The sequence below is a fragment of the Paenibacillus sp. JGP012 genome, assembly GCF_014203995.1.
Classification (GTDB): Bacteria; Bacillota; Bacilli; order Paenibacillales; family Paenibacillaceae; genus Paenibacillus; species Paenibacillus silvae.
The window spans coordinates 23,555-36,423 of record NZ_JACHKG010000016.1 but is presented as its reverse complement, the minus strand read 5'-3'; the positions used below and the strand labels follow the sequence as shown (position 1 = coordinate 36,423).

The following is a 12,869-nucleotide window of genomic DNA, read 5'->3' as shown; positions in this document are numbered from 1 at the left end:
TGCATACAAAAAAGCTATCCTGCAAAATGTCAAAGCTCTCGCTTTGAATCATTTTGAGGATAGCATACCGAAACAGCTCAGGAATTACTATTGATTTTATGCTGAAAACTTTGTACTTTTCGGTACGAAGCGCCCGGGACCACCCATACGACGGCGATTACGACGACCTCCCCAGACGCTGCCTGCCCCCATCAGGAAGGTAGGAATACCTGCGGCTACGATGCAGATTGCCCATTCACGCAGGCCGAGAGGAACTGTTTTGAAAATCGGCTGCAGCGGTTCAAAGTACATGACAACCAGCATAAGCACAACAGAGGAAATGACAGCAAGCACGAGATATTTGTTCTGCAGCGGATTTCGATGGAAGATGGAACGCGAGCTCCGGCAGTCAAACACATGGATCAGCTGCGCCAGCACCAGAGTTGCAAAAGCCACAGACTGTGCTTTGATCAATTGACCCGGATTATCCGGAGCCGCCTGAAGAGTAAGCCAGAATGCACCGAGCGTACATAACCCGATCAGCACACCACGGCTAACAATTTTCCACCCTAATCTGCGGGCAAAAATATTTTCCTTCGCTCCGCGCGGCTTATGCTCCATCAGATCTTTTTCCGGTTGGTCGACCCCAAGCGCCATTGCAGGCAGGCCATCCGTCACAAGGTTTACCCATAGAATCTGAATGGGCACAAGCGGAAGCGGCAAGCCCATCATCATTGCAAAAAACATCGTCAGAATTTCGCCTACATTAGAGGCCAGCAAATAACGGATAAACTTGCGAATATTCTCATAGATGTTACGGCCCTCTTCAATAGCTGACACAATCGTGGAGAAATTGTCATCACTCAGAATAAGGGAAGAGGCTTCCTTGGTTACATCCGTACCGGTAATGCCCATTGCGATGCCGATGTCTGCTGCCTTGATCGCAGGTGCATCATTGACACCATCTCCGGTCATGGCAACCACGTGTCCTCTGCGCTGCAGTGATTTGACGATGCGCAGCTTGTGCTCGGGTGACACGCGGGAGAACACATAAATGTCGTTCACCTGTTTATCCAGCTGCTCATCCGTCATGCCCGCAAGCTGCTGTCCACTCAGTGAAGCTCCGCCGCGAGGCAGAATGCCCAGCTGATGGGCGATGGCTTCTGCCGTTGTGCCATGGTCTCCCGTGATCATGACGGTACGTATGCCCGCCTTGCGGCATGTAGCAATGGCATCACGAACCTCACGACGAGGGGGATCAATCATACCTGCAAGCCCGACAAATACAAGCTGGCTTTCTGCTGCATGTTCGTCAGCGACATGTTCCTTCGGTCTGACTTCACGGTAAGCCATCCCGAGCACCCGCAGCGCATTGCCAGCCATGCTTTCGTTGGCAGCCATCACCTTCTGGCGCAGTGTGCCGGTGAACGGAACGACTTTACCCTCCCATAGAATATAGCTGCAATGCTCAATGAGTACGTCAGGCGCTCCCTTGGTATAAATCATTCGCCCGCCCTGATGTTTGATCATTACGGACATACGCTTCCGCTCGGAATCAAACGGAAATTCCTGCTCTCGCGCATACAATTCCTTGAGTCCTGCCGGAGTAATGCCCATTTTGGAAGCCATGGCCACCAGAGCCCCCTCCGTCGGATCTCCCTTCAACTCCCACAGCACTTGGCCGATATAATCCTGATTTTCCTCCTGCTGGCCTTTCTTGCGGCCTTTTTTGTTCTCTTTTTTGGAATCTTTATTTTTTTTCTTGCTGCCTGGCTCGTTCAGAACAGTTTCTACAATGCTCGCATTGTTACAAAGTGCACTGATCTGAAGCATTCTTCGCAGGGACTGGTCGCTCTTCAGCTCAATGATTCGATCATTCTCCAGCATGTAACCTTCCGGTGCATAGCCGTCTCCTGTGACCTTGATGCTGCGTCCTTCAAGCCATACATTCGTGACCGTCATTTTGTTTTGTGTCAGGGTACCTGTCTTATCCGAGCAGATTACGGAGGCGCAGCCCAGCGTCTCTACCGATGGCAGCTTACGTACAATAGCTTTGCGTTTAATCATCCGCTGTACACCCAGCGCCAAGGCGATGGTCACGATCGCAGGCAAGCCTTCCGGGATTGCTGCCACAGCAAGGCTGACACCTGCCAGGAACATGCCTACAGCGGGTTGTCCATGCAGAATCCCTGCGACCACAACCATAACCGTTAACCCCAGCGCAACAAAGATCAGAATTTTGCCCAATTGCTCCAATCTGTGCTGCAGCGGAGTCTCCTGCTCCTCTGTGCTCTGGATCAGGTCAGCAATTTTCCCCATCTCTGTGTCCATACCCGTACGAATAACGATGCCTTTAGCTGTACCCCGAGTGACCATTGTGCCCATAAATCCCATATTTCGCTGGTCTCCCAGCGGAACATCATCACTGGCAATGGGCCTGAAATGTTTGCTGACAGGCACGGATTCTCCCGTTAGTGCAGACTCTTCTACATCGAGACTGCTCGTTTCCAGCCAGCGTACATCGGCGGGAATGCGGTCCCCGCTTTCCACCACGATAATGTCTCCAGGAACGAGCTGTTTTGCCGGAAGATGCACTTCCTGACCTGAACGGAGCACTTTGGCCAGAGGTGCCGACAGCTGCTTGAGTGCGCGCAGGGAACGTTCTGCTCTGAATTCCTGTACAAAGCCTAAGATGGCGTTCAGCACGATAATGGCAACAATCGTCACCGCATCCAGATACTCTCCAAGCAAACCGGATACCAGCGTTGCTCCCATAAGCACCAGCACCATGAAGTCCTTGAACTGATTCAGCAGCAGTGTGATCGGAGATATCCGCTTTGCCTCACTCAGCTCGTTCGAGCCAGCTGTTTTTCGTTTTTCTTCCACCGCTTCCTCTGTTAATCCCTCCTGCGGATCGACTCCAAGAGTGTCACGAAGCTCTTCGTCACTCAGTTGATGCCACTTGGTATGTTCCATGCTACAGAATTCCCTCCCAGTCTCATTTCATCTGCAATGCAAGCTCTCACATGTTTCACCGGCATGCTGCCTGGGCAAGCTGTACACTGTGCCGGACAAACTACCTGCTCTATATGTATTCGGACATGTCCGTGAATAGCACCCGGAAGGTGAATCCTTTCCCTGATGGACAGAATAAGCTAAAATATAAGTCTGCGAAGCTTACGGGTAACTCCAGATTGCAGTAAGAAAGAGGGCAGCCATTCTTTTGTTATGACCCATCTAATTACATACGCCTGGCTGCTGTAATTCGTTGTAGATAAGGCATTCTGCAAGAACCGTGCAGATTGCTTGAATAGAGAGGAAGTGGACAATATGGCACTTGACGGCATCGTAACCCGCGCCATCGTACATGAGCTGCAAGGCTGCATCGGAGGGCGAATCAGCAAAATTCATCAGCCAAACGGTCATGATGTAGTGCTCACCCTGCGTGCCCAGCGCGGCAACAGCAAGCTGCTTGTCTCGGCAAGCCCGACATACCCGCGTGTGCATTTTACCGAGAAAACATTTTTGAATCCGACAGAGGCGCCAATGTTCTGCATGCTGATGCGCAAGCACTGCGAAGGGGCTATCATTGAGAACATCCGCCAGATTGGTATGGAACGGATCATTCATATCGATGTGCGTCAACGGGACGAGCTTGGCGATATTTCGGTCAAACGCATCATTATTGAACTGATGGGACGTCACAGCAATATCATTTTGCTCGACCCTGCGACAGACACGATTCTGGACGGTATTCACCACGTTACTCCATCCATCAGCAGTTATCGTGTCATCATGCCCGGTTTCTCATACACGGCCCCGCCGGAGCAGCACAAAAGCAATCCGCTAGAGGTCACTTCAAATGAGTTTGCACAGTTGATCTCTACGGCAGTCGAGCAGAGCCAGCAAACGTCAGGCGCTGAAGCCGGGAATGAAGCAGATCTGCATCCTTCACGCTGGCTGGTCAATGCCTTTAGTGGTATGAGTCCACTCATTGCTGGAGAGATCACAGCTCGCTCAGCTTCGGAAGCGACCGATCTGGATGCGAAAACACTCTGGACTGCTTTTGAATCCGTGCTGGCCCCTGTCAAGAAACATCAGTACACCCCTGTAACCGGGCTGAATGCCAAAGGCAAAATGGTCTTCTCCGCCATTCGTCTGCAGAGCATTGAGGAACAGGAAAAATCGTATGATACAATGAGTAAATGTATGGAGGATTATTACGGAGACAAGGCAGAACGGGACACAGTCAAACAAAGAGTCAGCGACCTGCTCCGGTTCCTGCAAAATGAGCGAAGCAAAAACATTAAAAAGCTCGACAACCTGAACAAGGATCTGCTTGAAGCAGACGATGCGGACAAGTACAGACTGTGGGGGGAATTGTTATTTGCTTCCCTGCATCTGGTCAACAAGGGTGATAAAAGTGTAGAGCTTGTCAACTTTTACGACGAAGAGCAGCGCAGCATCACCATTCAGCTTGATCCGCTGCTTACACCATCCGATAATGCGCAGCGTTACTTCAAGCGTTATAACAAATATAAAAACAGCCTGGCTGTCATTCATGAGCAGCTTGGCAAAACGAAGGACGAGATCGCCTATCTCGACAACCTGCTGCAGCAGCTGTCCATCGCATCCATGAACGATATTGAAGAAATTCGGGACGAGCTTGTACAGCAGGGATACTTGCGTGACCGAAACAAAAAGGGCAAGAAGAAAAAGAAAAATGACCGTCCAACCGTGCATCAATTCACATCCTCGGAGGGCATTGACATTCTGGTTGGCAAAAACAATCTTCAGAACGAGTATGTAACCAACCGACTCGCTTCAGCAAATGATACATGGCTGCATACCAAAGACATTCCCGGCTCACATGTGGTCATTCGCAGCACGGATTTTGGTGAGGCTACGCTGGAGGAAGCAGCGCAGCTCGCAGCTTATTTCAGCCAAGCAAAGGAATCAAGCAGCGTACCTGTAGACTACACTTACATTCGTCATGTACGTAAACCAAGTGGTGCAAAGCCTGGCTTTGTCATTTATGACCATCAGAAAACGCTGTTTGTCACACCGAATGACGAGTTGATCAAAAGCCTGCCATCAACGATCAAAAACGGGTAAGGTGGCACATTCAGTCGGATGGTACGCTTGATAATACATTTGGTAAAACAGTTTAGTAATACAAATTCGGTAATACAATTCGGTAATACAGTTCCGTAACACATTTTAGTAATACAGTTCGGCAATACATTTTCGGTAATACAGTTCGGTAATATATTGCCTTCGAATGCCCATCACATAATAATGCAACCGGCTGCGAGCTCTAACGATCAGGAGAAACCTTATTTGGGTGTATTCAGGCATTTTATATTTCTAACGATCCACAGAGACGTTATTTCCCTGAATTCGCTCCACTGGAGGCCATTTTTTAGTGTTTTGGCTGAAATAAGACTTCTGGGGATCGTTAGAATTCAAATAATCCGAATCGGAGGCAAATAAGGTTCGTGAGAATCGTTAGATTCGTAGTCCATCTTTACCTAACAACAGGCCGAGCGAACCGAGCGAAACAAATCAAAAAGGGCCATAAGCACCCTGAAGAACTCCTTCAACGTGTTTATGGCCTTCCTTTTATCTGCACCCTTACTTTTATATTTACTTCGCTTTCCTTTATCCTTACATTGTCTTATGCTTACCTTGACTTATACTTACTGTCCGCCACACTTCATGCGCCTATTTCGATTTTCTTGTCGATGACACAGCCCGAAGCTGCTCTACGACTTCCATCGCTACCGTTTTGCTGCCTAAATCCCCGTGAAAAACGACACCTTGCCGTTCCCCGTGATAATCTGACCCACCTGTAACAATCAGGTCAAACTCCCTCGCCAGCCCCAAATACCGCTGCTCTTCCTCCGGGCCATGATCCGAATGAAACACCTCGATACCGTCCGGTTTGGCGTCCATGATGATCTGTCTTACCAATTCGTCATTTCCGTAAATACCCGGATGCGCTATAACCGCAGCACCACCTGCTTCTCTAATCCAGACACAAGCATCCTTCGGTGCAACACGAGGTACAGATACAAAACCAGGCTTGCCTTCCGCCAGATACTGATCAAAAGCATCACGCATATCGGCGGCATACCCTTTTTTTACAAGCACATCTGCCATATGTGGTCTGCCCACGCTTTCATCCGGCTCCAGCGGCCGCCCCAGCTCGTCCAGCACCTCCTGCCAAGTGATATCGAGACCAAGCTCCTGAAGCTTGGCAATCATTCGATGATTACGCTCCTCTCGCGCCTCTCTCAAACCCCGCAATCGCTGCAGAAAACGTTCATCATCTACGTCCACCTCATACCCAAGGACATGAATCTCCTTGCCACCCGCGCGTGTACTGATCTCTACCCCGGCAATAACCTCAATATCAAGCAGCTGTCCGGCCTGCCGGGCCTCAGCCACTCCAGCCACAGTATCATGGTCTGTCAGAGCTACTGCGGATAATCCTTTTTGCTTTGCAAGCGTCACATTATCTCTCGGGGACTGCATTCCGTCCGAAGCCTGGCTATGTGTATGAAGATCACAGCGTCCCTGATGCTGATTCATGGGCAATCCTTCCTTTCCTATCCAATGCTGGACTGTTGATTCTTACCGTTTCTTTTTGACAATCCTCAAGTAAATCCATCTTACAGAACATACATCCCTAAGCCTGCTCTCCCGTCTCATGCTCCTGCTGACGCAAATACCCCAGAAAAGCTACAGCAGACAGCGGCAGCAAAGAGGATTTCAGATGAATGGCATAGAATTGGCGCTTGAACTCCAGCCCGCGAATGTCCACCATATGAACAAGCCCCAGAGCCAGCTCATGCTGCACAGAAGAGGGAGACAGCATCGTAATGCCCACCCCGGCTTCCACAGCCGATTTGACCGCTCCTGTACTGCCAAGCTCCATGACCACATTCATGTCACTTGGATCAATTTTTTTCTTCTGCAGCTGCCCTTCCATCACTTGACGTGTACCAGAGCCTTCCTCCCGCAGTACAAAAGGATAATTCATCACTTCTTCAAGATTGACTTTGCCACGGCCTGCCAGATCATGTCCCGCAGGTACAATCAGCTTCAGTTCATCCTGCATGACAGGTTCCACAATCATATCGGGGTGATGTATCGGCGCCTCAATTAATCCAAAGTTCAACTGGTGCTTCAAAATCTCATCCATGATCTGGGTTGTATTCATCACTTTCATAACAATGGATATATCGGGATACTGCCTTGCAAAAGGTCCAAGCATACGAGGCAGCACATATTCCCCGATGGTCAGACTTGCCCCAAGCTGCAATCTCCCCTGCAGTTTCTGTGTAAAAGCAGACATCGCTTCGTCGGTCTGTCTGACCAGCTCTACACTTCGTTTGGCATGAGGCAGTAATGTGCGGCCCGCCTCTGACAATTCTATTTTTTTGGTAGAACGATGCAGCAGCTTGGTTCCGAAATAATCCTCCAGCGATTGAATCTGCATCGTCACCGCCGGTTGTGTCATATGTAGTGCCTGTGCAGCCGCAGAAAAACTGCCCTTCTCTGCCACCGTGTAAAAAATGTGCAGCTGATGAAAATTCATATGTTCGCCCCTCTTCCACTTGCTCTCTCTCTATATTGTAGCCGATTTCCCGTTCTGCAACAAAAAAAAAGCATGCAGCTTGTCTGCATGCGTAAGTACATAGAATCTCGCATTAAATCTATGATTGCAATATCGAACAACTTATTATCTGTGCTTCCGGCTATTCTTGACCAGTGTCATTCTTCTGGAGTGTCTAAGCCAGGAATAATACGACTTCAAATCTCGAAGCTCAATTGTCTCCGACATACGTCCCAAAAACGTCACTACAATCATTTTGTGCAATGGATTGCCTGTTATATCATATTCTCCTTCAAGCTCGGAAAACTCAGCGACCATAACCAAATCATCATCAATCAGGTAAACGTCCTGTTCATTGCGGTAATATGGTGTTACCCGGTCCTGCTTCAGACACTCCCATAACCATGCCGCAATATGGTCATCATCACTACGTGCAGCCTCAATACGGTCTGCATACCGCATCTTTGCATGATGGGTAATGACGATGTCAGCCACTTTCTTGTCTCCGAGAGCCACAAAAAACGGCTCGTAGGTGCTCCAACGTTGCATCACCTTATCACGCATGGGAATCACTCTCCACCAGATAGGACTTTCTATCTATTTATTACCAAATATATTACAACATAAGTCCCGCAACCTCAAGGCGTAAGTTTAACTTTTTTCATAAAATTCTATTTATGCTGTGTTTAAGAAAAGAGCGACCCACCGGGCCCCTCCTGCGTTTCGTGTTATATTCCGTAATAGCTTGTTTTGTCCATCGTTTTGCTGGCATACTCGGTTTTGATCTCGTTACGATAAGAGCGCTCGATTTTGCGCACATAGGAAAGCCGCTTTACATTTTTCATTGTATCCTCAGCTCGTTCTGCATTAACATACATGACAACATAATGCATACGGCGGGAGATATAATGCACGGTTCCATATTTTTCGAGATTGCGGGCCGCTTTCAAATCACTAACCCAAATAATGAATCCAGTTCTTTCCGCAAACATCATCGTTCCCCGCCCTTCTATAAATGGAGACCGGCCCTCGAAAGGCCCGGTCCTTCACAATGTAAATCTAATCATTCGGCAGCGATTAGCTGCATCCACATTTGCCGCCGCTTCCGCAGCCACCTTTGGGATTTGGGTCATTACTTGGTACTTTAATGGTGGAGGATACGGCGAAGGCAATCGTCTCCGACATCTGAAACAGCATCTCGTCCAATGTTCGCTCCGCTTGCTTGAACCGCGCTACTGCTTCAAAGGACTCCAGTTCCTTTTCCAGTGCTTTTACCTGATCCTTCGCTGCATGATAGTCTGGGTGAAAGTGGCCAAACCGCTGTGTTTCCTCAAACAATTCTTTCTTGGCATTCAGCCTGCGGATGCCCTCCTGAATCTCGGGACTTGTCTCCACTTGCTGCTTCCAATATAAATAATCCGATACTTCGGCAGATTGGTTAATCATGTCACCCAGTTCATATGCGCCCGTTAACACTTGGGCCATATCGACCGTGTTTATTTCCGCTACGCTCATGAATTATTCATCCTATCTATATATAAAGTTCTACTTAACGTAGACTCCTTCATCATAGCATATCCATGAAAGGTTAAGAAGAGTTTTTCCTGTAATTGCAAGGCAGGAAGTATTCAAAATTCGGTTTTGATTTCATTTTATCACGCAAAGCCTCAGGTTTAGACATGATCTGGCAGAATAAGACGCATTGTATCCCAGCCTTCGGGTGTAAATGTTCGCCATTCTGTCGTGCATACCAATTCTCCGCTGTCCAGAAGGCACCATGCCTCAAGTGTCCAGCGCTCGTGTCCCTTAACGTGCTGAGGAATCAGGACGAACGTATCCTCTCCTTTTCGTACGCCGAGCTTCACCTGCCATTCGATGGCCTGCAGTGCAATCTGACGTGCCGTGGACACATGATACTTCCTCCATTCCCTGTGCCATGTCTCGGGTACATCCGTTTTTCTCAAGGACCAGGAAGGTTCCTCCTGCTCAACCCCTTCCATATGATGAAGCGAAGCGGCATTTGGGCCTGCTGTCATGCCTGTCTTCATACGTCCTTGAAGTAAACCTTGCGCATCAGGACGATAAACAAAAGAAGGCGACTTATGGATGGAGTTTAATCCCACTTTTTCAACGAGACTGACAGTGTCCTGCTTCTGTGTCTGTGTTTGTTTCGTCGTCTCCGTTTCACAATCTCTGGGCCAATCCGCCAAAGCCGCCATCACATGCTCTGGCAAACGGCCATAACTATATTTCTCCAGAAATTGAACTGCCGACTGTCCCTTCTGTCCTCCTGCTATTGATTCGGCCTTCTCCACCCGCTCTTTGCACAGCCGATATATGGTCATCTGATCACGTGTCATTCGTTCACAGTAATGCTCCAGCCCCCAGCAGACTTCGGGAGACACGTCAGGGGGTACCATCACTTCAAAATCAGGCTGCACATAAACTCTGGCGAATGTTTCCTCAGACTCTACCCGGGCATGAAGCCGCACAACATCCGCTTCAACACTCCGGGCTGATCTACGGATATCCATAAGCTCAGCCGGATTCATCAGCCAGCGAAACGCCAGCGCTCCATCTGCCGTCTCGCCAACCTCGCCAAACCCCCAGCCTGCCAAAGCCACCAGCCAGCTCTTGATTTTTGTATGGTCCTGCTCATTTCTAATTCGATACCATCCATTCAAGCCCGGCGCTAACAAGGCAAGCTGATAACGAAAATGCTGCATCACTGGCTGTGAGCCTCCATATCGCTCCATGCACACTTGGAAAATCTCCCGATGCATCTCTGACCAGGACAGCGAGATCCATTGCTGCAAACGCTCTTGTCTGATCTCGAGTCCCTTGTTCGTTTGCTGCACCAAATTCAGGCAAACCAGCATATCCAGCAGGATAACGACATGTACAGGATATAAATCAGCATGCTCATAAGCAATATTCAGGTCTTCAAAATCAGCAGGAGATAAAATCGTTAATGTGCTTAACTTCTGCACACTTCTTTTATGTATTGTGCCCTTGGACGTGAGGGGCAATGCCTCCCTTTCAATCCAGGCGACCAGATGAAGCAGTTCTGCCGCTACATGCGGCTTAGCCTCACATATTACTCGCATAACAGGTTCATTCATTGCTTCAACCATATGATTGGTAAAATCAGTGCAGACCAGTGTCAACACGATGAGATGACTTTGCGGGATATAATACGTGCATTCGCCCCAGCTTTTGTGAACCGAGCTAATCCACCGTTTACGCCGAAGCATGGCAAAGGCCAGGTTTGCTTCCGCCCCGCTTAAACCTTCCTTCGCCCACACTTCAGGAGGCAGAAGAGAAGAAAAGCTTTGACCCGCATGTTTGTGAAAAAGTACACCTAGCACCCGCCGCTCTGCTGTTCCGAGCGCACCCCATGATTCCAGACTGTGCTCCTCTCTCGTTGGGGCTTCCTGCTCCATCTCATATTCCAAATCAGACATCACATGCTCCTCCTCCTCTGCAGCGTTTAATGGATTACATCTGATTCCTGCACAATCGCATATTCGTACCCCTGCTCAACCAGAAACATCTGGCGATGCAGTGCGAACTCCTGTTCCTTGCTATTTTCAGAAACAAGCGCATAGAAAAAGGCTTTATTCTCCTCTGCCTTGGGACGCAAAATGCGGCCGAGCCGCTGAGCCTCTTCCTGCCTTGATCCAAAGCTTCCTGAAATCTCAAGTGCCACCGCTGCATCCGGCAAATCAACAGCAAAATTGGCAACCTTGGATACAACAATCGTGCGTATATCGCCCTGACGAAAGGCGGAGAACCACTTGATTCGCTCCTGCTGGGACATCGATCCTGAGATAAGCGGAGCATCAATTTCCCGGGCAATCATCTCCAGCTGGTCGAGGTATTGACCGATGACAATCGTTGGTGCGTTGGCATGACGTTCAAGCAAACGTTTAACAACATTGATTTTGGCAGGATTTTCAGCTGCAAGTCGGAACTGATGTTTGCCTTCGGCTTGCACATAGGTCGATCTTAATTCAGGCGACAACGGGACCCTGACCTCCTGACACTTCACCTCGGCAATCCATCCTTCTTGCTCCAGCTCTTTCCATGGCATATCGTATAATTTAGGGCCAATGAGTGAGAACACATCCTGTTCACATCCGTCTTCACGCACAAGTGTAGCCGTCAGCCCTAAACGACGCGTTGCCTGAATGTCTGCTGTAGCCCGAAATACCGGAGCCGGCAGCAAATGCACCTCGTCATAGATGATCAGCCCCCACTTTCGTTCCTGCAAAAGGTGAATATGGCTGAACTCCGCGTCCTTGGACTTGCGATGAGTCAAAATTTGATATGTAGCGACTGTCACCGGCTTCACCTGTTTCTTCTGACCGGAATACTCCCCGATTTGCTCGGAAGTAATCGTTGTTTTATCCTGAATTTCCTGTATCCACTGCCGGACAGATGTTGTATTGGACGTTAAAATAAGGCATTCGCATTGCAGCCGTTCCAGTACGGCTATGCCAATAACCGTTTTGCCTGCCCCGCAGGGAAGCACGAGCAGCCCGCTGCCGCCAGTGCCTTCGCCGCCTGTAAAAGCATGCACCGCTTTTTCCTGATATGGACGCAGCGCAAAGCCACCATCTCGTTCTCTCTTTCGGGATGTACTTCCCGTGGATAACCCCGTATCAGAACGCCAGCCAAATGAAAGCTCACTGCCTCTCCGATAACCTGCATAGTCCAGCACCGGATAACCAAGACGTGTCAGCTCCTGCTTCAGCAAGCCACGTTTCTCCCCTGATAGCAGAAGTTCATAGTGATTTACCCGTTCCATACGAAATGCTGCAATCGACCTTATCCCGTTCAGCTCATCCAGCAGCTGCTCATCTTCACTGACCAAACGCATGCGGACATGATCCGGCTCAGCGTACAGCTTTAATTTGCCATACTGGTCCATAATTCTCCGCACGTCCTGCATGAGCGCCGAAGGCACACTCCAGCGTGACACCTGCTCCAGACTGGCGATGACTTGCTCCGACTGCCAGCCCAGCGCTGCCGCATTCCACAGCGATAACGGCGTAATCCGATAGGTGTGGAAGGCTGAAGGTGTTTTTACAAGCTCGGCATACATGGAGATCTGTGCTCTCGCCGCTTCATATTCAGAATGTCCCGTCTCAAGCAGCACCGTGAAATCCCGCTGAACAATGCAGGCACCTGACGGATTAAACGTCCTCATTTTTCTCTCCCTCCCTCACCTTCTGTTAATCTGTCTCTGTTTCTCCAAAACACAAAA

General features: G+C 49.3%; 9 protein-coding genes. 1 reads left to right on the top strand and 8 read right to left on the bottom strand.

Translation table 11 applies throughout. The features are described from left to right. Positions 1–96: 96 nt before the first annotated feature. A complete protein-coding gene (locus tag HNR77_RS18650; protein ID WP_184187551.1) occupies positions 97–2,955 on the bottom strand; it encodes a cation-translocating P-type ATPase in 2,859 nt (952 codons plus the stop codon). A 354-nt stretch (positions 2,956–3,309) separates the two neighbouring features. On the opposite strand from HNR77_RS18650, the gene HNR77_RS18645 reads away from it, so the two are divergent. Further along, the gene (locus HNR77_RS18645) at positions 3,310–5,094 is read left to right on the top strand and encodes an Rqc2 family fibronectin-binding protein (RefSeq protein WP_184187738.1); all 1,785 of its coding nucleotides are present in this window, start codon (positions 3,310–3,312) and stop codon (positions 5,092–5,094) included. Positions 5,095–5,703: 609 nt separating this feature from the next. On the opposite strand, the gene HNR77_RS18640 is transcribed toward HNR77_RS18645, so the two are convergent. The 7 genes from HNR77_RS18640 to HNR77_RS18610 form a co-directional block, all read right to left on the bottom strand. Further along, complete coding sequence (locus tag HNR77_RS18640) at positions 5,704–6,573, bottom strand: PHP domain-containing protein (protein ID WP_184187548.1); 870 nt, start codon at positions 6,571–6,573, stop codon at positions 5,704–5,706. Between the two features lie 97 nt (positions 6,574–6,670). Beyond that, positions 6,671–7,582, bottom strand: a complete 912-nt coding sequence (locus HNR77_RS18635; RefSeq protein ID WP_184187545.1) for a selenium metabolism-associated LysR family transcriptional regulator — start codon at positions 7,580–7,582, stop codon at positions 6,671–6,673. 144 nt (positions 7,583–7,726) lie between these two features. After that, positions 7,727–8,164 carry a hypothetical protein gene (locus HNR77_RS18630; RefSeq protein ID WP_110898569.1) on the bottom strand — a complete coding sequence of 146 codons (438 nt, stop codon included), beginning with the start codon at positions 8,162–8,164 and terminating at the stop codon, positions 7,727–7,729. A 164-nt stretch (positions 8,165–8,328) separates the two neighbouring features. Then, positions 8,329–8,592, bottom strand: coding sequence for a YlbG family protein (locus HNR77_RS18625; protein ID WP_056696929.1), 264 nt, complete (start codon positions 8,590–8,592; stop codon positions 8,329–8,331). An 85-nt stretch (positions 8,593–8,677) separates the two neighbouring features. After that, the gene (locus HNR77_RS18620; protein ID WP_111271068.1) at positions 8,678–9,115 is read right to left on the bottom strand and encodes a YlbF/YmcA family competence regulator; all 438 of its coding nucleotides are present in this window, start codon (positions 9,113–9,115) and stop codon (positions 8,678–8,680) included. A gap of 158 nt (positions 9,116–9,273) precedes the next feature. After that, complete coding sequence (locus tag HNR77_RS18615; RefSeq protein ID WP_184187542.1) at positions 9,274–11,064, bottom strand: hypothetical protein; 1,791 nt, start codon at positions 11,062–11,064, stop codon at positions 9,274–9,276. Between the two features lie 26 nt (positions 11,065–11,090). Further along, positions 11,091–12,812, bottom strand: a complete 1,722-nt coding sequence (locus tag HNR77_RS18610; RefSeq protein ID WP_184187539.1) for a DNA repair helicase XPB — start codon at positions 12,810–12,812, stop codon at positions 11,091–11,093. Positions 12,813–12,869 lie beyond the last annotated feature (57 nt).